The 19,686-nt window shown below is 67.7% G+C and carries 15 protein-coding genes; 8 read left to right on the top strand and 7 right to left on the bottom strand.

Annotated features, from left to right (window positions below; translation table 11 throughout):
- Positions 1-13: 13 nt before the first annotated feature.
- Complete coding sequence (locus AAFP35_RS09820; RefSeq protein WP_419221381.1) at positions 14-280, bottom strand: DUF3039 domain-containing protein; 267 nt, start codon at positions 278-280, stop codon at positions 14-16.
- 106 nt (positions 281-386) lie between these two features.
- Here AAFP35_RS09820 and AAFP35_RS09815 point away from each other — a divergent pair, with 106 nt between their 5' ends.
- On the top strand, positions 387-836 hold the full coding sequence (locus tag AAFP35_RS09815) for a DUF3099 domain-containing protein (protein WP_419221564.1): 450 nt from the start codon (positions 387-389) through the stop codon (positions 834-836).
- A 158-nt stretch (positions 837-994) separates the two neighbouring features.
- On the top strand, positions 995-2,011 hold the full coding sequence (locus AAFP35_RS09810) for a sigma-70 family RNA polymerase sigma factor (protein WP_419221380.1): 1,017 nt from the start codon (positions 995-997) through the stop codon (positions 2,009-2,011).
- Between the two features lie 4 nt (positions 2,012-2,015).
- Here the strand turns inward: AAFP35_RS09810 and AAFP35_RS09805 are convergent, their stop codons facing one another.
- Entirely contained in the window at positions 2,016-4,844 is a 2,829-nt protein-coding gene (locus AAFP35_RS09805; RefSeq protein ID WP_419221379.1) for a GNAT family N-acetyltransferase, read from the bottom strand.
- Positions 4,837-6,102 (bottom strand): acetoin utilization protein AcuC, encoded by a 1,266-nt coding sequence (locus tag AAFP35_RS09800; RefSeq protein WP_419221378.1) that lies wholly within the window; start codon positions 6,100-6,102, stop codon positions 4,837-4,839. The genes AAFP35_RS09805 and AAFP35_RS09800 overlap by 8 nt, the downstream gene beginning before the upstream one ends.
- 115 nt (positions 6,103-6,217) lie before the next feature.
- Here AAFP35_RS09800 and AAFP35_RS09795 point away from each other — a divergent pair, with 115 nt between their 5' ends.
- On the top strand, positions 6,218-6,901 hold the full coding sequence (locus AAFP35_RS09795; RefSeq protein WP_419221563.1) for an iron dependent repressor, metal binding and dimerization domain protein: 684 nt from the start codon (positions 6,218-6,220) through the stop codon (positions 6,899-6,901).
- Positions 6,902-6,938: 37 nt separating this feature from the next.
- Here the strand turns inward: AAFP35_RS09795 and AAFP35_RS09790 are convergent, their stop codons facing one another.
- A complete protein-coding gene (locus AAFP35_RS09790) occupies positions 6,939-8,015 on the bottom strand; it encodes a DUF4192 domain-containing protein (protein WP_419221377.1) in 1,077 nt (358 codons plus the stop codon).
- 104 nt (positions 8,016-8,119) lie between these two features.
- A complete protein-coding gene (locus AAFP35_RS09785) occupies positions 8,120-8,815 on the bottom strand; it encodes a hypothetical protein (protein WP_419221376.1) in 696 nt (231 codons plus the stop codon).
- Between the two features lie 168 nt (positions 8,816-8,983).
- Between AAFP35_RS09785 and AAFP35_RS09780 the strand changes: the two genes are divergently transcribed.
- Positions 8,984-9,949, top strand: coding sequence for a PAC2 family protein (locus tag AAFP35_RS09780; RefSeq protein WP_419221375.1), 966 nt, complete (start codon positions 8,984-8,986; stop codon positions 9,947-9,949).
- Positions 9,946-12,042 carry a DEAD/DEAH box helicase gene (locus AAFP35_RS09775; protein WP_419221562.1) on the top strand — a complete coding sequence of 699 codons (2,097 nt, stop codon included), beginning with the start codon at positions 9,946-9,948 and terminating at the stop codon, positions 12,040-12,042. The genes AAFP35_RS09780 and AAFP35_RS09775 overlap by 4 nt, the downstream gene beginning before the upstream one ends.
- Before the next feature lies 1 nt (position 12,043).
- Here the strand turns inward: AAFP35_RS09775 and AAFP35_RS09770 are convergent, their stop codons facing one another.
- Positions 12,044-12,982 (bottom strand): hydrogen peroxide-inducible genes activator, encoded by a 939-nt coding sequence (locus tag AAFP35_RS09770; protein ID WP_419221374.1) that lies wholly within the window; start codon positions 12,980-12,982, stop codon positions 12,044-12,046.
- A 132-nt stretch (positions 12,983-13,114) separates the two neighbouring features.
- Between AAFP35_RS09770 and AAFP35_RS09765 the strand changes: the two genes are divergently transcribed.
- Together AAFP35_RS09765 and AAFP35_RS09760 are read left to right on the top strand one after the other, a co-directional pair.
- Positions 13,115-13,702, top strand: coding sequence for a peroxiredoxin (locus AAFP35_RS09765; RefSeq protein ID WP_419221373.1), 588 nt, complete (start codon positions 13,115-13,117; stop codon positions 13,700-13,702).
- Between the two features lie 11 nt (positions 13,703-13,713).
- Positions 13,714-14,247 (top strand): alkyl hydroperoxide reductase, encoded by a 534-nt coding sequence (locus tag AAFP35_RS09760; protein ID WP_419221372.1) that lies wholly within the window; start codon positions 13,714-13,716, stop codon positions 14,245-14,247.
- A gap of 267 nt (positions 14,248-14,514) precedes the next feature.
- On the opposite strand, the gene AAFP35_RS09755 is transcribed toward AAFP35_RS09760, so the two are convergent.
- Positions 14,515-15,744, bottom strand: coding sequence for an aspartate aminotransferase family protein (locus AAFP35_RS09755; RefSeq protein ID WP_419221371.1), 1,230 nt, complete (start codon positions 15,742-15,744; stop codon positions 14,515-14,517).
- A 25-nt stretch (positions 15,745-15,769) separates the two neighbouring features.
- Here AAFP35_RS09755 and hrpA point away from each other — a divergent pair, with 25 nt between their 5' ends.
- Positions 15,770-19,681: an ATP-dependent RNA helicase HrpA gene (gene hrpA, locus AAFP35_RS09750; protein ID WP_419221370.1), complete on the top strand. Its 3,912-nt coding sequence runs from the start codon at positions 15,770-15,772 to the stop codon at positions 19,679-19,681.
- The last annotated feature ends 5 nt before the right edge of the window (positions 19,682-19,686 follow it).

The raw sequence follows: 19,686 nt of genomic DNA, 5'->3' as shown, positions 1-19,686 counted from the left end.
CGGGGTCACCGCGTCACTTGCGCATGCGCTGGTAGATCTTCTTGCACTTCGGGCACACCGGTGAGCCGGGCTTGGCCGACCGGGTCACCGGGAAGGTCTCACCGCACAATGCCACCACGTGGTTGCCCATCACCGCGCTCTCGGCGATCCGGTCTTTCTTCACGTAGTGGAAGAACTTGGGGCGATCGTCATCGCCCTGGTCGGTGCTGTCGGCGTCCGGCCGCTCGTCGACGTCGGTCTTCTCATCGAGATCAGGGCGCTCGATCGTCTGGGTTCCCATGCCCACCATTGTGCGTCAACGACGTGACCCGCGGCCACCGGTGTCGGTCGTGCGACAACTCGGGCCCGGCGGTGCGTTCGACCGTGGAAAGTGGGACAGTGGACACATGGGTGGCGACGGAACGGGGGCACGTGGCGGCACCGGCACCGACGGCGCCCGGGGCGGCCATGGTCGGCCCCGCGACGCCGTCCTGATCACCGATGCCCAGGAGTCCCTCGAGGCACAGCAGCGGGCACGGGTCCGCAAATACCTCACGCTCATGGCATTCCGTGTTCCGGCGTTGATCATCGCCGGGATCGTGTACAGCGCGACCGGCTCCGGTCTGCTCGCGCTCGCGATCGTCGCCGTGTCGATCCCGCTGCCCTGGATCGCGGTGCTGATCGCCAACGACCGTCCGCCCCGCAGGCGCGGCGAGGTGCCGCAGTACAAGTACGGCGCCGACCACCCGGCCACCGGCCCCTCCCCGCTCGGCACCGACCGGCGCGGGCTCGGCGGTCCGGTCGTCGACTCGACTGTCGAGCCGACGGTGACCGACGACAAGCATCGTTCCCACTGAGATCACACTCTCAGCAACTTCTCATCTCCTGTCCTACATCTGGTCGTCGAACGCGCAGGTCACCGCGATACCACCGGATCGGGCCCGCGACGGCCGCGGGAACTTTCACCCCCTGCTCGGCGTTGAACCCCGTGAATGCACTCAAGTCAGGAGGCCGTATGTCACGCTCGACAGTTGCACGCCCGACCACGACAACTGGATTCGCCGACGACCCCGCCACCCGTACCCGGCCCGCGATGACGGAGCAGGATCTCGACGCCCAGTCTCCGGCCGCAGATCTGGTTCGCGTCTATCTGAACGGCATCGGCCGTACTGCTCTGCTCAACGCCGAGCAGGAGGTCGAACTCGCCAAGCAGATCGAGGCTGGCCTCTACGCCAAGCACGTCCTGGCGACCAAGAAGCGACTGTCCCCCACGCGCAAGCGGGACCTGGCGATCATCGTCCGCGAGGGCGAGTTCGCACGCTCGCACCTGCTGGAGGCCAACCTCCGCCTCGTCGTCTCGCTCGCGAAGCGCTACACCGGTCGCGGCATGCCGCTGCTGGATCTCATCCAGGAGGGCAACCTGGGTCTGATCCGCGCCATGGAGAAGTTCGACTACGCCAAGGGCTTCAAGTTCTCGACGTACGCCACCTGGTGGATCCGTCAGGCCATCACCCGCGGTATGGCCGACCAGAGCCGCACGATCCGACTGCCCGTCCACCTCGTGGAGCAGGTCAACAAACTGGCGCGGATCAAGCGGGAGCTGCATCAGCAACTCGGACGCGAGGCCACCGACGACGAGCTGGCCAGCGAGTCGGGCATCCCGGCCGAAAAGATCGCCGATCTGCTCGACCACAGCCGCGACCCGGTGAGCCTGGACATGCCGGTCGGCAGCGACGAGGAAGCACCGCTCGGTGACTTCATCGAGGACGCCGAGGCCACATCGGCCGAGAACGCCGTGATCGCCGGCCTGCTGCACTCCGACATCCGTTCGGTGCTCGCCACCCTCGACGAGCGCGAACAGCAGGTGATCCGCATGCGTTACGGCCTCGACGACGGCCAGCCGCGCACTCTCGACCAGATCGGTCGGATGTTCGGTCTGTCCCGGGAGCGGGTCCGCCAGATCGAGCGTGAGGTCATGAACAAGCTGCGCCAGGGCGAGCGTGCCGAACGGCTGCGCGCCTACGCCAGCTGACGCACTACGCCAGCCTTCTCGGTCCGGTGTCCACTCGGGTGGGCACCGGACCGAGGCGTATCTGGGCGTTGAGCACCGCTGCACCGTCGGGTGAGGCGAGAATCGGGTCGCAGAGCACCTCGCGGACCTCGGGGATGTCGTCCACGAGCGTCGAGATGCGCAACAGCAGCTCCGACAGCGCGTCCCGATCCACCGGCGGTTCGTCGCCGTAACCGTCGAGCAGCGACGACGATGTGGGCTCGTCGAGCAACTCTGTGGCATCGAGTGGCGACAGCGGGATCGCCCGGTACCCATGATCGCCGAGTAGATCGAAGGTGCGTCCCGAGAGTCCGAACGAGATCAGCGAGCCGAACGAGGCGTCGTCGCGCACGCGGGCCATCGTGCCGATGCCCTTGGGCGCCATCTTCTGCACGTGCAGCACCCGGTCCCCGGTCAGTTCGGACAGTTCGGAGAACGCGGTGACGACCGCCGTCGCATCCGGCAGATCCAGCCGCGCGCCCTCCCGGTCGAGCCGGCCACGCCAGGTCTCCGACGTCGCCTTGACGGCCACCGGGAAACCCAGTTCGCGTGCCGCCGCAGACGCCTCGTGCATCGTGGTGACCTCGCGGAACGGCACCACCTCGATGCCATACCACCCCAGCAGCTTGGCCGAGTCCACGTGACCGAGGGTGCGGCCGGACGTGCTGTCCGCCGGTTCGCTGTCGGCCGATTCGCTGTCGGCCATGGCCTCCCGCACGAACATGCGTGCGGCTTCCGGGTCGGTGTTCTCGGGTCGGTGGATCTCCGATTCGGGTCGCTGGCACCACTGCGCGTACTGCCACGCGCGAGCCAGGGCTTCGGCCGCCCGTTCGGGGCTGCCGTAGGACGGGATCGACCCCCGGTCGGGCATACCGTTCGGGCCGGGACGCATGAGGCCGGGAGGGATGCCCTCGACGGCCAGGAACGTCGTCACGATCGGCTTCGCCGCATCCGCGGCAGGGGTGGTGGCCCCGGCCATCAATGCGCGGGCATGCCAGTCCACGTCCACCGCCACCGGCGGCACGAACACCACGAGCACGGCGTCCACGTCCGGATCGGTCATCGCCGCCGACACCGCGGCCTCGAAGTCGGCGTCGGAGGCGCCCGCCCCGAGATCGATGGTGCCGGTGACCTCCAGGCCTCCCCCACGTGCCGTCTCGGCGGCCAGGCTGCCCAGCACCGACGAATTGCCGATGATCTGCACGCGTGGGCCGCGCGGCAGCGGTTGATACGCGAAGATCGTTGCGCAGTCGAAGAGTTCGGGAATGGTGTCGACCTGGATGACGCCGGCCTGCTCGAGCACCATCTGGGCGATGCGGTCGTCGAGACCGGCCGCCGTGGACCGGGCCGCTCGCGCCGCGGTCAGTGCACCCTTGCCGGATTTGACCGCGACGATCGGCTTGGAACGCGACACCCGACGCGCGATGCGGGAGAACTTGCGGGGATTGCCGAAGCTCTCCAGATACAGCAAGACCACATCGGTCGCGGTGTCGGTGTCCCAGTACTGCAGGAGGTCGTTGCCCGACACGTCGGCGCGATTACCGGCCGAGACGAAGGTGGACAGGCCGATCTGGCGGCGGGCCGCGGTGTCGAGGATCGCGATCCCCAGCGCACCGGATTGACAGAAGAACCCCACCCTCCCGGCGGCCGGGATGCGTGGCGCCAGCGTCGCGTTCAGCGCGATGGCGGCGTCGTTGTTGGCCACGCCCAGAGCGTTCGGGCCGACGAGGCGCATGCCGTGTTCCCGGACCTGCTCGAGCAGTCGGCGCTCGCTCTCGAGTCCGGCTTCACCGGCCTCACCGAACCCCGACGACACGACCACCAGCGTGCGCACCCCTTTGGCGAGGCAGTCGTCGAGGACCGCGTCGACGACGATCGCGGCGGGCACCGCGACCACCGCGAGGTCCACGGGATCCGGGATGTCGCGCACACTCGGGTAGGCGCGGATTCCGCGCACCGATGGTGGACGCGGATGTGTGTGACGACGTTGTATCGGCGTCTGCCGCACGCCGGCGTACGGGTCGGCATCGGGTTGTGACTCGTCGTCGTCGGCCGCCTGGCCGGGTCCGTTCACGGGGAAGACCGGACCGGTGAACCCTCCGGCGATGATGTTGGCCAACAACGCGTTACCCACCTTGTGCGGGTCGGTCGACGCCCCGATCACGGCCACCGACGACGGGCGCAACAGATTGGCGACGCTGCGCGCCTCGGACGCACGTTCGCGGGCGTTGCGGACCGACAGCAGGGCCTCGGTGGGATCGATGAGGAACTCCACGTGCACGGTGCTGCCGTCGAAGCTGCGGGACAACTGGTAGCCGGCATCGCGGAAGACGGCGACCATGTTCGGATTCTCGCTGAGCACCTCCGCCTCGAAACGGGTGAAGCCGTTCTCCGCGGCCGCCCCGGCGAGATGTTCGAGGAGGATCGGACCGAGCCCGCGGCCCTGATGGTCATCGGCGACCACGAAGGCCACCTCGGCGGAATCCGGCTTGCCGTCGAAACCGAGTCCTTCGTAGAGCCCGATCGCGATGATCTCGCCACCGAGCACGGCGACGAGGGCCACCCGCTTCTGATAGTCGACCGTCGTCATGCGGGCGACCTCCCGCGGCGGCAGAGTCGGCGTCGGACCGAAATACCGCATGTACCGGGTCCGCTCGGACAGTCCGGAATGGAAGGTCACCACGCGGTCCGCGTCGTCGGGCACGATCGGGCGCAGGTGCACGACGCCCCCGTCGGACGCCAGGACGTCGGCGATCCAGTGTCGCGGATAGTCCCACGGTTCGCGGGGCTGCAGCGATTGTTCCTGATCAGTCACGTGGGTCCTCCGGATCGAGTCCGTGCAACGGGAAGATCGCACGCCGCGTCGCCAGGATGGCACGATCCACCTGCCGCTGCGCCGATTCGGTGATGCCGTCGGGTGGTGGCTGCCCGGTGTCACCATCCCAGGCGACGTAGCCGACGTCACCGCCGTCCCCCATCACCCCGACGGGTTGCGCCGAGTATTCCGAGTACACCTGGTCGGCGACCTCTTCTGCGGTGGCGCACCAGGATTCGCCGATCGTGGTGTCGACGTCGACGTCACGGTCGAGGGCCACCGCCATCAGATGCGTCCAACTGCGGGGCACCACGTTCACCACGCCGTAGCCACCACCGCCGACAGCCACCCAGCGACCCTCGCAGTAGGTGTCGGCGAACCCGCGCATCGCCTGCATGGCCGCACGTTGTCCGTCGACGGTCAACGACAGGTCGGTGAGCGGGTCGGCTCGATGGCTGTCGACGCCGCACTGGCTGATCAGTATCTGCGGGCGGAACTGGGCCAGCACCGAGGGCACCACGGCGTGGAAGGCCCGCAGCCACAGCCGGTCGGTGGCGTCGGGCATCAGCGCGATGTTGACCGCGCTGCCCTGCGCGTCACCGTTGCCGATCTCGGTGGGCCACCCGGTACCGGGCCACAGGGTGGCGGGATGCTGGTGCAGCGACACCGTCAACACGCGCGGGTCGTCGACGAACGCGGCCTGCACGCCATCACCGTGGTGAGCGTCGATGTCGATGTAGGCGATCCGGTCGTAGCCGTTCGCCAGCAGCCAGTGGATGGCGACGGCGCAGTCGTTGTAGATGCAGAAACCGGCTGCCCGTGCGCGCATCGCGTGATGCATGCCGCCGCCGATGTTCACCGCGCGTCGCACCGATCCGCCCGCGACGGCCTGGGCGGCGGCCAGCGTGCCGCCCACCAGGAGCCGTGCCGCCTCGTGCATGCCCTCGAAGATCGGATTGTCGGCGTCGCCGAGGCCGAACAACCGCTCGAGCAGCGGACCCGACAACGCCGCGGTCCCCGACCCGACCGCACGGACCGCGTCGATGTAATCGGTGGAGTGCACGACGGTCAACGCCGAGTCGTCGATGGTCAGCGGTGCTCGGGTGTCGATGCCGTCGAGGACACCGAGACTGCGCGCGAGACTCATCGTCAGTGCGAGCCGGATCGGGTTCATCGGATGGGTGTGCGCCCACCGGTACGAGAGGAAATCCTCGCTCCAGATGACCGCTGCCGCGTCGTCGGCACTGTTCTGCGTCACCACAACAGGCTAGGGCGTCGGCGACACGTGCCGGGGCCGTCTCCCGCGACACGCGGGCAACCGGGTCGCTGTCCAGGTCAAGGTACCCTTGACGGTGACGAAGGGACTGCGCACAGTGAACGATCTGGTCGACACCACCGAGATGTACTTGCGGACGATCTACGACCTGGAAGAGGAAGGGATCGTGCCACTCCGCGCGCGTATCGCGGAACGGTTGGAGCAGAGTGGCCCGACCGTCTCGCAGACCGTCGCGCGCATGGAACGCGACGGCTTGCTGCGGGTCGCAGGCGACCGCCATCTGGAGCTCACCGAGAAGGGCCGCGAACTGGCCGTGGCGGTGATGCGTAAACACCGCCTCGCCGAGCGTCTGCTGGTGGACGTCATCGGGATGCCGTGGGACGAGGTACACGAAGAGGCGTGCCGCTGGGAACACGTGATGAGCGAGAACGTCGAGCGACGTCTGCTCTCCGTCCTCGACAACCCCACCACGTCGCCCTACGGCAACCCGATCCCGGGACTCGAACTGCTCGGCGCCTCCGAGGCGCCGCGGATCGACAGCGCGACCCGGCTTTCCGACCTGCCGCAGGGCGATCCGGTCGTGGTGATCGTGCGACGCCTCTCCGAGCACGCACAGTCCGACACCGGTCTGATCGCCGAACTGCGCGAGGCAGGCGTGGTGCCCAACGCGCGTGTCACCGTCACCATCACCAACGGGCATGCGGTGGTCCATTCACCCGGACACGACGGGCTGGAACTCGCCGAGGAGATGGCCCACTCGGTGTTCGTGGAGAAGGTCTGACCGTACGGTCGGGTCGAGCGCCGGGGCCTCTCGCCCCTCAGCCCGCCTCGAGGTCGGGCATGGGTTGCGGAATCGGCACCCCGAGCGACCGGGCGATCTCGTAGCAGTCGTCGATCATCGCCCACAGTTCGCGCGGCCGGATGCCGTTGCGCAACGCCGTGTCCAACAGAACGGCCAGCGACCACTTCGGATCGGCTTCCAGAGCACAGTCGAGGGCCACACCCGCATACCCGCCCTCGCCGCCGATGTAGTGCAGATGGGCGAGCATGGTTGCGGCACTGGCACGTTGCGCACCGGTCAGCCGACGTGTCAGTTCCCGCCACAACGCCTCGGCGCGATGCCGGAGTCCGGTGACCGCCAGCGCAAGTGCGGCGTCGCGAACCGGTAGGCGGACCAGCGCGGCACCGAGCAGCGTGGTGGTCTCGCAGTCGAGATGCAAGCCGGTGGCACGATCTCTGTCCCGACGACCCGGTCCGACCCCGGCGACCTCCACCAGGATCGCCCGCAGCAGTTCGGCATCCTCGAGGCCCTCGATGACGTCGTCTGCGGGCTCTCCGTGCGGCCCCTCGCAGTGCTCGGCGGGGGCGAGCATGTTCTCCATCTCCGAACGCCGGGCGAGGATCCGTCGTCCGGAATGCACCGCATGATGGATCGCGGTCGGACTGGTGTGTGGATCGCCGATCCTTCCCCGGGTGGGCCCCGACCGCGATGTCCACACGCTGACCCATCGGGCGCCCTCGACGAAGGCCGGCACCATGAAACCCCCTGTGAGACCACCTATCTCGTCGAACTGTTCGTCGATGAGTGCACAGATCTCGTGATATCTGTGGTCACCCGGCGGATAGCGGTCGTCGACGATGACGGCGACGACGCCGCCCATGTCCTCACGCGCACAGATCGCCGCCAGGCCCGCGGGCACGGCCGCCCAACCGGGCACGGGGCTGCCGTCGTCGTCGAGCACCAGATCGTGACGCATCGTCGCCGCGACGACCCGCGGATCGGTGTCGAAGGCGAGCAGAATCACGGATCGCTCGGGCAGGAAGCCGAGCATCGCGGGCACGGCGGTGATCAACGCCGACGGGGTGAGCGGACGAGGACGCGAGGATGCGGACATGCGGCCATCGTGGACGGCCACACCGTCGACTCACGGCGCAGCGGGTCCCCGTGGCCCACTTGTCCACAAACCCGTCGCCATCCCCAGATCCACCTGCACCGATGTCACCGGAAGGCGCGGTCGACCGCCTTGTCGAACAACGCGTCGAGTTGCTTGCGAGTGGTCGCCGACGGAGCGCCACCGCCCTGGTGGCGGTACTCGGTGATGACGCGCACCCCGTTGCGCTGCGCCATGAGCGTGGTCGTACCGGTCGTCGTCGACGACGAGCCGGCAGCCTCGACACCTCCCGTGGCGATATCGCGCTGCAGCCCGGTCGTGGTGATGCCCCTCTGTGTCGGCGCGGGTACCACCCGGGTGGTCACCGTCGACACCGCGGTCGGCGCGGAACCGGCCAGATACCGCGGACATCGCCGAGCCTGGGAGGCCACATCCGACAATCCGCGCCCGGCGCGCACCACCGCGGAGGTGAACGTCGCCGTACTGGTCCGCGGGTCCGGGCCCACCATCACCGCAGCGCCTTCGGCGGAGACGGCGTAGGGCATGCAGTCGGGCGGTACGACGTCACCGTGCATCCGATGCCCGGTGAGGTCGGCGAGTGCGTCGGCGACGGCGGTCGCCGGCACCCGGCTCGCCGCCCCGTCGGGGAAGTCCGCTGCGGTCAACGATCGCGACGACAGGTCGGGTGAGCCTGCGGTCGCCTCGCCGTCGACGGTGCATCCGAGCACCATCAGACCCGCGACGATCCCCACGACCGGGCCCATCACCCGGCACGCCACCCGACGGCGTACTGATTCGGTCACAGGGCCCTACCCTGCCATCCGGGGACGCGACCGCCGTGGATCGACACCCGGGGAATCCTCACCGCACGGAGGTTGTTGAACTGTCGTGGTCGCTGCATCCGCACCGGGATTGGCCGTGTGGACCGTGGATGCGCGAGAATGAGAGTGGACATGAGAGGGGACGACCCAATGGACGAGAGACCCGCCGAGCACAGTTCGCTGTACTCGCTCGAGTTTCCCGCGCCCCGGGTGTCGAACGACGAGGGCACCGGGCCGGTGCTGCTGCACGCCCTGAACGGGTTTGCCGACGCCGGTCACGCCGTGGCGCTCGCCGCACAACATCTGCGCGACGCGCTGGATTCCGAGCTGGTCGCGACGTTCTCCACCGACGAGCTGATCGATTACCGCTCCCGCCGACCGACCATCACGTTCAGCGGGGACAAGTTCACCGATATCGAGATGCCGTCGCTGACGATGCACGCCATCCGCGACACCGCCGGACGCCCGTTCCTCCTGCTGGCCGGGTCGGAACCCGATCTGCGCTGGGAACAGTTCGTCGAGGCGGTTCGACGTCTCGCCGAACACTTCGGTGTCACCGACGTCATCGGCCTCAACGCGATCCCGATGGCCGTGCCACACACACGTCCGCCGTCGATCACCGCGCACGGCGATGCCGACCGGCTCGGCGAACTCCCCCGCTGGGGCTCGGAGATGAAGCTCCCGGCGAGCGCGTCGATGCTGCTCGAGCTGCGGATGAGTGAGCACGACTACCGTGCCGCGGGCCTGTCGGTGCATGTGCCGCACTATCTCTCGCAGACCGACTACCCGGCGGCCGCCGCCCGGTTGCTGGAGACCGTCGGCGAATTGACCGGCCTGAACCTGCCGGTCACCGCCTTGGACAACGCCGCGGACAAGGTCCGCGTCCAGATCGACAACGAGGTGTCGGGCAACGCCGAGATCGAGTCCGTCGTGGCCGCGCTGGAGACCCAGTACGACACCTTCACGCATGCCCAGGAGGAGCGAGCCTCACTGCTCGCCGCCGAGGAGGATCTGCCCACCGGCGACGAGCTCGGCGCCGAACTGGAGCGATTCCTGGCCGAACAACTGCGTGACGGTGGCGACGACGACGCCGGCGGTCGGTCATCGCCGATCTGAGTGAGACGACGCAGGCGCCGCTGACCCCGGTCGACGACGAGGATGCCGCCTTCGAGACCTTCACCAGTTGGTGGAACGACCGCGGTATCGAACTCTATCCCCATCAGGAGGAGTCGCTGCTCGAGCTGATCTCGGGCAACAACGTCATCCTCGCCACCCCTACGGGGTCGGGCAAGTCGCTGGTGGCAGCCGGCGCCATCCACTTCGCCCGGGGGCGGGGTGTCCGCGCCTACTACACCGCACCGATCAAGGCCCTGGTCAGCGAGAAGTTCTTCGACCTGTGCGCGATGTTCGGAGCGGAATCGGTCGGTCTGTTGACCGGCGACGCCGCGGTCAACGCGGACGCGCCGATCATCTGCGCCACCGCCGAGATCGTCGCGAACCTCGCGCTGCGTGACGGATCCGCCAGTGACATCGGCGTGCTCATTGCCGACGAGTTCCACTACTACGGCGAGGCCGACCGCGGCTGGGCCTGGCAGGTGCCACTCATCGAGCTGCCACACACCCAGTTCCTGTTGATGTCGGCCACTCTGGGCGACGTCACGTTCTTCGTCGACGACCTGCGTCGTCGTACCGGTCGCGACACGACGGCCATCACCGGCACCGAACGACCGGTGCCACTCGAGCATTCGTATGCGATGACGCCGGTGCACGAGACGATCGAACAGCTCATCGAGGCCGGTCGCGCCCCGATCTATGTGGTGCATTTCACCCAGGCCTCCGCGGTGGAACGTGCCCAAGCCCTGCTGTCGGCGAAGATTGCGGACAAGGCGGAGAAGGCCGAGATCGCCGCCGCCATCGGGGATTTCCGCTTCCACACCGGGTTCGGGGCCACCCTGTCCAAACTGTTGCGCGCCGGGATCGGTGTCCACCACGCCGGAATGTTGCCCCGCTATCGCCGTCTCGTGGAACGGCTTGCCCAACAGGGACTCCTGAAGGTCGTGGCGGGCACCGACACCCTCGGCGTCGGCATCAACGTGCCCATCCGCACGGTCCTGTTCGCCGGGCTCAGCAAGTACGACGGGACGCGCGTACGCCGACTGCGCGCCCGCGAGTTCCACCAGATCGCCGGTCGTGCCGGCCGGGCCGGGTTCGACACCGTCGGGTACGTGGTCGCCCAGGCACCCGAGCACGACGTGGAGAACGCCCGAGCCGTCGCCAAGGCCGGCGACGATCCCAAGAAGCTCCGAAAGTTGGTGCGCAAGAAACCTCCCGAGGGCTTCGTCTCGTGGGGCGAGAAGACCTTCACCCAGCTCGTCGAAGCGCCCGACGAGCCCCTGCGGTCACATTTCCGGATGACGACGGCGATCCTCATGGAGGTGTTGTCGCGACCCGGCGATTGTTTTGCCGCGCTCCGTCATCTCCTCGAGGAAAGCCACGAGCCCCGTAACCGGCAGCTGCGACACATCCGGCACACCATCGAGCTCTACCGAGGCCTACGCGCGTCCGACATCGTGGTGCAGCTCGATTCGCCCGATGCCGACGGCAAGAATGTCGCACTCTCGGTGGACATGCCGGAGAACTTCGCACTCACCAACCCATTGTCGGCGTTCGCGCTCGCCGCCTTCGAGATCCTCGACCCCGACGGCGCCACGTATGCGCTCGACGTCGTCTCGGTACTCGAGGCCACCCTCGACGACCCGCGACCGCTGCTGTTCGCACAGCGGAAGATTGCCCGCGACGCCGCGATCGCGGAGATGAAGGCCGACGGCGTCGAGTACGAGGAGCGAATGGCCCGGCTCGAGGAGATCACGTGGCCACGACCACTGGCCGAGGAGATCGACTACGCCTACGGCGTGTACCGACGCGGGCACCCCTGGGTGTCGCCCTATCCGCCATCACCCAAATCGGTGCTCCGAGAGATGCTCGAACGTGCCATGACGTTCACCGAGCTCATCTCGGTCTACGGTCTGGCACGCAGCGAGGGCGTGGTGCTGCGTTATCTCACCGACTGCTATCGCGTACTGCGACAGGGACTTCCGCACACCGTCAGCACACCTGAGATCGTCGAGATCACCGAACGGGTCGGCACGATGGTGCGGGAGGTCGACTCCAGCCTGCTCGATGAATGGGAAGAGCTCACCACGGCGTGAGTCACGACCGGGTACGGCGCACGTCGGCGTGCTCGGCCACCAGATCGGCGATCATCGCGGCCAACGTTCGATACGACTCCGCATGGCCTGCCGACTCGCGGAACACCAATCCGATCTCCCGCCCCGGGCGCGGTCGCGCGAAGGTCGCGGTTGACAGTGTGCCACCACCGGTCTCGGCTGCCACCGCGGTCTGCGGGATCAACGTCACGCCGAGACCACCCTCCACACACTGCACCGCGGTCGCCAATGATGCGGCGCGCGTCTGACCCACCCTCGGCTGCGCGCCGGCGATCCGGCACACCTCGAGAGCCTGGTCGCGCAGACAATGCCCTTCGTCGAGCAGCAGCAGCGGCAGATCGGTCAGAGCCGCCGGCGCGATCCGACGACGGCCGGCCAACGGATGCCCCTCCGGCAGTGCGAGCACGAAATCCTCGGAGTACATCGACACCTCGCTGAAACCGCGTTCGCCCGTGGGCAACGCCATGATGGCGACATCGAGTGACCCTTCTCGCAGTTGCCGTAGCAGTCGCGCCGTCTGATCCTCGACCACCTGTAGCGTCAACGATGGCAGACGATCCGCCAGCCCACTGAGCACGGTGGGCAAGATGTACGGCGCCACAGTCGGTATCAGGCCGAATCGCACCGTCCCGGTCAACGGGTCGCCGTTACCCGTCGCCTCCCCCATGAGTTCGTCGACGGCGTCGATCACGGCAATTGCCCTGGGAAGCAATCTCTGCCCCTCTGGTGTCAAGAAGACACGCCGCGTGGTGCGTTCCACCAACGTGAGCCCGAGTCCTTGCTCGAGCCCGGACAACGCCTGCGACAAGGTCGGTTGACTGATACCCAATTCCTCTGCAGCAGAACCGAAATGACGACGGTGCGCGATCGAGACAAAGGCCCGCAGGGCGGTCGTGGAAGGCTGATAACTCTTATTGGCCATAGCTATTAATATAGTGCCAATCATCACGTTTCGCTTTTGCTCGAATTCCGGCACGATGGTGCATGTCTGGTGATGACATCTCATCCGCACACGACGTACCCAGTGACTCGATCAACAAGGAGCGAAACGAGAATGGCTCTGCTGACAATCGGCGACCAGTTCCCCGCATACAACCTCACCGCGGTCATCGGCGGTGACCTCTCCAAGGTCGACGCCCAGCAGCCCGACGACTACTTCACCACCGTCACGAGCGACGATCACCCCGGCAAGTGGCGGATCATCTTCTTCTGGCCCAAGGACTTCACGTTCGTGTGCCCGACCGAGATCGCCGCCTTCGGCAAGCTGAACGACGAGTTCGCCGACCGCGATGCGCAGGTCCTCGGAGCCTCGGTGGACAACGAGTTCGTGCACTTCCAGTGGCGCGCACAGCACGACGACCTGAAGACCCTCCCGTTCCCCATGCTCAGCGACCTCAAGCGTGAACTCGTCGCCGCTGCAGGCGTTCTCAACGCCGACGGGGTCGCCGACCGCGCCACCTTCATCGTCGACCCGAACAACGAGATCCAGTTCGTCTCGGTCACCGCCGGTTCGGTCGGCCGCAACGTCGACGAGGTCCTGCGCGTCCTCGACGCCCTGCAGTCCGACGAACTGTGTGCCTGCAACTGGCGCAAGGGCGACCCGACCATCGATGCAGGCGAACTGCTGACCGCCAGCGTCTGAGAGGAGAACCGATGAGCATCGACAACCTCAAGGAAGTCCTTCCCGAGTATGCGAAGGACCTCAAGCTCAACCTCGGCACCATCAGCCGGACCACCGTGCTGAACGAAGAGCAGCTCTGGGGCACCCTGCTGGCCACCGCGGCTGCGACGCGAAATGCCAAGGTGCTCGGTGAGATCGCGGCAGAAGCCGCCGACACCCTGTCCGCAGAGGCCTACAACGGCGCACTCGGGGCCGCCTCGATCATGGGCATGAACAATGTGTTCTACCGGGGTCGCGGCTTCCTCGACGGCAAGTACGACGACCTGCGTCCCGGCCTGCGCATGAACATCATCGGCAACCCCGGGGTCGACAAGGCGCTGTTCGAACTCTGGTCGTTCGCGGTGTCCTCGATCAACGGCTGCGGCCATTGCGTCGCCGCCCACGAGAACACCCTGCGCGAGGCGGGCGTCGACCGTGAGGCGATCCTCGAGGCCCTCAAGGTCGCCTCGATCGTCGCCGGTGTCGCCCAGGCGATCGCCACGACCGAGGTGCTCGCCACCGCCTGAGCGGCACCCGACCGCCGGTCGAGTAGCCCCCGAGGCGCCAGCCGAGGGAGCGTATCGAGACCTCGCACAGCAGATCTCGATACGCCCTCGGCTAGCGCCTCGGGCTACTCGATCAGCGGCGACAACACCGCCCGACCGGCGGCGAGAGCACGACTCGATCAGCGGCGACAACATCACCCGACCGGCGGCGAAAGCACGACTCGATCAGCGGCCAAGGCACCACCCGACCGACGGCCTGGTCGCTACCGGCCAAGTGGAACACTGCGGTCAGGACAATCCGGCGTGCAGTCGCTGCGCCAGTTCGTTCACCTCGGCGGTCGTCATCACGAATGCCGGCGAGATCTGCAGCGCGCCTTGGCCTGCGGCCCGTCCGCTGACCCCGTGTTCACGCAGCCTCGCCACTGCGGCCGGCCCCTGGGTGGGATCGGCCAGCTGCACGGCGCTGACCGCCCCCAGGCCGGTCCGCACCTCGCTCACCGCATCGAGTTCGACCAGCGGCGACAGCGCTTGCGCCAGATCGCTTTCCAGGCGCGTGGCCTCTGCGAGCAGGCCCTCGCGCTCGATGATGTCGAGATTCGCCATGGCCGCCGCCGCGGCCCCGGCGTGACCGCCGTAGGTGTAACCGTGCCGCCACCAGACGCCACCGCCGTAGAACGGCTCGGCCACCCGCGGCGAGATGAACACCGCCCCCATGGGGACGTACCCGGACGTCAACCCCTTGGCCGTGGTCATCATGTCCGGCTGCAGATCGAATCGTCCGGACGCGAACCACGAGTCGCCGCCGATGCGGCCGAATCCGGTCACCACCTCGTCGACCACGAAGAGCACATCGTGGTCGCGGCAGATCTGTCGCACCTCGTCGAGGTACCCGTCCGGCGGCAGGTAGATACCGCCCGCGCCGATGATCGGCTCACAGAAGAAGGCCGCGATCCGGTCGGCACCCAGGCGTTCGATCAGCCCCAGCAGACTCTTGGCGTTGTCCCACTCCACCGACTCGGCGTCGGGCATCAGGACCCCGTATCCCTCCCGGTTGCCCGGGATGCCCGCGAGTGCCGTGCCCGCGACGTGCATGCCGTGATAGGCCTTGGTGCGCCCGACGATGATGCGCTTGTCCGGCTTACCCATCTCGTGCCAGTAGCGGCGCGCCAGCTTTGCCGCGCTGTCGACCGAGTCGCTACCTCCGGAGGTGAAGAAGATCTTGCTGTCCGGCACCGGCGCGATCGCGGCGAGCCGGTCGGCGAGTTCGGCGGTGACGTCGGCGGTGATGTCGCCGAAGCCCGAATAGTGCGCGAGGCGGCCGAGCTGGGCGGCCACGGCCTGCGCCACCTCGGTCCGTCCGTGCCCGATGTTGGTGAACCAGAGCCCGGCGGTCGCGTCGAGATATTCGCGCCCTTCGGAGTCCCAGATCCGCGCGCCGCTACCGCGCGCCACCACGAAGGGACCGGTCGACTCGACCGCGCCCATGTCGGCGAAACCATGCCACAGTGAACCTGCCATGGGGCCAATCTATCCTGGAGACATCATGCCCGCCCCGACCGCCGACGACCGACACGCGATGAATGACCGACTCGCCGAACTGAGCATCGTCGACGCACATCGCCTACAGCGGCGGATCGACAAGCTCGGCGGGTCGCCGAAAGCCGCCACCCGGGACAAGCTGCTCGCCGACATCGGTGCCGCCGAGACGCGCATCGCGCGGCGTCGGCGCAGTGTTCCGACCATCGAGTTCCCACCCGAACTGCCGGTGTCGGCCGCTCGCGACGAGATCGCCGCCGCGATCGCCGAGCACCAGGTGGTGGTGATCGCAGGCGAGACGGGCTCCGGGAAGACGACTCAGTTGCCGAAGATCTGTCTGGAACTCGGCCGAGGCATCCGCGGCGCCATCGGCCACACCCAGCCGCGGCGGATCGCGGCGAGTTCGGTCGCACGCCGCATCGCCGACGAGACCGGCACCCGCCTGGGCGACGCCATCGGATACTCGGTGCGATTCACCGATCGTGCCGGCGCCGACACCCTGGTCAAGGTGATGACCGACGGCATCCTGCTCCGGGAGATCGGCACCGATCCCCTGCTGCGTCAGTACGACACGCTGATCATCGACGAGGCACACGAACGCAGTCTGAACATCGACTTCATCCTCGGCTATCTCAAGCGACTCCTGCCTCGTCGGCCCGACCTCAAGGTCATCATCACCTCGGCGACCATCGAGCCGGATCGATTCGCACGGCACTTCTCCACCGGCGCGGGACCGGATCCGACCGTACCCATCCTGGAGGTCTCGGGCCGGACATATCCGGTCGAGGTCCGGTATCGCCCGCTGGCCTCCGACGACACCGAGGACGACCACCGCGACCTCGACCAGATCCAGGGCATCGACGCAGCGATCGGCGAGTTGTGGGCCGGCCGCGGCAGCGGAGACATCCTGGTGTTCCTGCCCACCGAGCGCGACATCCGGGAAGCCGCCGACGCGCTGCGACATCGGGCCCAGGCCGGGGCCGAGATCGTGCCGCTGTACGCAAGGCTGTCCATCACCGACCAGCAACGTGTGTTCGCCCCGTCGTCCGGCCATCGGATCGTGCTCGCCACCAACGTGGCCGAGACCTCGTTGACCGTCCCCGGCATCAGATATGTGATCGACACCGGCACCGCCCGCATCTCGCGCTACTCGACGCGCACCAAGGTCAACCGCCTACCGGTGGAGCCGGTCTCGCAGGCCAGCGCCCGCCAACGCGCCGGGCGCTGTGGCCGTGTCGCCCCGGGCATCTGCATCCGCCTGTACAGCGAGAAGGATTTCGACGCGCGGCCGGCGTTCACCGACCCGGAGATCCTGCGCACCAACCTCGCGGCGGTCATCTTGCAGATGGCCTCGCTGCGGCTCGGCGACGTGGCCGAGTTCCCCTTCGTCCAACCGCCCGATGCGCGGGCGATCCGCGACGGAATGGCGGTCCTGACCGAGCTCGGCGCGATCCGCGTGACCGAACGCGACGACCACGAACCCGTGCTCACCCGCATCGGCAAGGACATGGCGCGCATACCCGTCGATCCACGTCTGGCGCGCATGCTCATCGCCGCCCACGAATCGGGATGTCTCGATCACCTTCTGGTGATCGCCGCCGCACTGTCGATTCCCGATGTCCGCGAGCGGCCGGCCGATCACAGAGAGGCTGCCGACACCGCGCACAGGCGTTTCGCGGTGCCCGGATCGGAGTTCCTGGCACACCTCACGCTGTGGGAGTACCTCGGCGAGCAGCGTGCGAGTCTGTCCGGCAATCAGTTCCGCCGGATGTGCGAACGCGAGTTCCTCCACTTCCTCCGCATCAGGGAGTGGCAGGAACTGCACCGGCAGCTGTCGCGCATCGTCACCGACCTCGACTGGGCGACCACACCCACCGACCGCGACGCAGACGCCATCCATCGCGCCATCCTGTCCGGATTGTTGGGGAACATCGCTGTCCGCCAAGGTGATTCCCGCGAGTACAGCGGCGCACGAAACACCACGCTGGCAATCTTCCCGGGCTCGGCGGTGGCCCGGAAACCACCGCAGTTCATCATGGCCGCCGAGATCGTCGAGACATCCCGACTGTTCGCGCACACCGTTGCGGGGATCGACCCGCTCTGGGCCGAGAAGCTGGCCGGCGACCTGGTCCGCCGCTCCTACAGCGAGCCGCACTGGTCGGCAAAACGTGGCGCGGCAATGGCGTACGAACGCGTCACCCTCTACGGCGTCACCCTCGTCGCACGCCGACGGGTCACCTTCGGCTCGATCGACCCGGTCACCTCCCGAGAGATGTTCATCCGGCATGCCCTGGTGGAAGGCGACTGGCGCACCGAACACGCCTTCTTCCACCACAATCGAGCCCTCCTCGACGAAGCCGCAGACGTCGAGCACCGCGCCCGCCGCCGCGATGTGGTCATCGGCGAGCAACAACTGTTCGACTTCTACGACGCGCGGATCGACGCGGAGGTGGTCTCCGCGAGGCATTTCGACACCTGGTGGAAGAAGGCCCGTCGCGATCGCCCCGACCTCCTCGATCTGCGTCCCGAAGACGTCGCCGCCGACGTCACCGTCGCCGACACCGACTTCCCTGGCGCCTGGCAGCAGGGCGAGACCCGTTTCGAGTTGCGCTACCGCTTCGAGCCGGGAGCGCCCGACGACGGTGTCACCGTTCTGATCCCACGACCCCTCCTCGAGCATGTCCGCCCCGCCGGCTTCGACTGGTCGGTGCCCGGTCTGCGTTCGGAGCTGGCCACCGAGCTGGTCAAGTCCCTGCCGAAGGCGCTCCGCAAATCCATGGCACCCGCACAGCGTTTTGCCGACCTCGCACTCTCACGACTCACTCCACGCGCCGAACCCCTGATCTCTGGGCTGGCGCGTGAGCTGTCCACGATCACCACGATGACGGTGTCGCCCACGGATTTCTCACCGGACCGCATCCCGGGGCACCTGACGATGAACTACGCCGTCGTCGACCGGGCCGGGACGATACTGGCCACCGACAAATCCCTGACGGCACTCAAGGACCGGTTCGACGGCGCCGAGACGACCCCGCAGCCACGCACTGTGTACACGGCCTGGACCGCAGACGGTATCGGCGATCTCGCCGACACCACCACGACAACGGTTGCCGGACAGTCGATCACCCGTTTCCCCACGCTCGACCCGGCCCTCGACGACGTCGGGGTCGTCGTCGGCGTCACCCGCGCGGAGGCCACCTCGGCCGCCGACCGTGACCGGCGCACCGCCGCCGCGGTCGTGGCACTGCTCGACCGCGCCATCCCGACGTTGCCCAAGAAGATCACCGCCACACTCGACCCGGCCGGACGGCTCGCGCTGAGCCAGAGTCCGTACCGTCGTCCCGACGACCTGACTGCGGACTGCACCCGGCGCGCGGTACGCGACGCCGTTGCGGGACGTGATCTCTCGAAGGTGCGCACGCCGGCGGCGTTCACGCGCTTACTCGACGACGTCCGGCCGACCGTCACCGCCACTGCACCAGAGTATTTCGAGCTCGCCACCGACGCCCTGCGGTACGTCGCCCCGCTGCGCAGACAGATCGACCGACTCAGTGGGCATCTGGCCGCCGACGATGTGGCCGAAGAACTCGATCAGCTCGTCTTCGACGGGTTCGTCGTCGCGACCCCGCGCCAGCACCTCGAACGACTGCCGCGATATCTCCAGGCGGCCGCCTCCCGACTGACCGACCTGCCGGGTTCACACGATCGGGACCGCGCAGGCGTCGCCGCTCTCGACCGTGTGGTCACCCGATGGAATCAGCGTCTGGACCAGGTGCCGGCCGCACGGCGCGACGAGTTCAACGAGTTCGCGCATTGGCTGGTCGAGGAACTGCGCGTCGGGTTGTTCGCGCAACGACTCGGAACCGCCTATCCGATCTCGGAGAAACGCGCGATGAAAGCACTCGACGGGTTCCGCTGAAACGA

Source organism: Gordonia sp. CPCC 206044, from assembly GCF_048537895.1.
Lineage (GTDB): Bacteria > Actinomycetota > Actinomycetes > Mycobacteriales > Mycobacteriaceae > Gordonia.
The sequence above is the reverse complement of the archived record's forward strand: the minus strand, read 5'-3'. Positions and strand labels throughout refer to the sequence as shown.

Bases quoted from the DNA above. Each gene is read 5' to 3' on its own strand.
- AAFP35_RS09820 (WP_419221381.1), bottom strand. From the start codon at position 280: ATGGGAACCCAGACGATCGAGCGCCCTGATCTCGATGAGAAGACCGAC.
- AAFP35_RS09815 (WP_419221564.1), top strand. From the start codon at position 387: ATGGGTGGCGACGGAACGGGGGCACGTGGCGGCACCGGCACCGACGGC.
- AAFP35_RS09810 (WP_419221380.1), top strand. From the start codon at position 995: ATGTCACGCTCGACAGTTGCACGCCCGACCACGACAACTGGATTCGCC.
- AAFP35_RS09790 (WP_419221377.1), bottom strand. From the start codon at position 8,015: ATGTCCGCATCCTCGCGTCCTCGTCCGCTCACCCCGTCGGCGTTGATC.
- AAFP35_RS09780 (WP_419221375.1), top strand. From the start codon at position 8,984: ATGGACGAGAGACCCGCCGAGCACAGTTCGCTGTACTCGCTCGAGTTT.
- AAFP35_RS09770 (WP_419221374.1), bottom strand. From the start codon at position 12,982: ATGGCCAATAAGAGTTATCAGCCTTCCACGACCGCCCTGCGGGCCTTT.
- AAFP35_RS09765 (WP_419221373.1), top strand. From the start codon at position 13,115: ATGGCTCTGCTGACAATCGGCGACCAGTTCCCCGCATACAACCTCACC.
- AAFP35_RS09760 (WP_419221372.1), top strand. From the start codon at position 13,714: ATGAGCATCGACAACCTCAAGGAAGTCCTTCCCGAGTATGCGAAGGAC.
- AAFP35_RS09755 (WP_419221371.1), bottom strand. From the start codon at position 15,744: ATGGCAGGTTCACTGTGGCATGGTTTCGCCGACATGGGCGCGGTCGAG.
- hrpA (WP_419221370.1), top strand. From the start codon at position 15,770: ATGCCCGCCCCGACCGCCGACGACCGACACGCGATGAATGACCGACTC.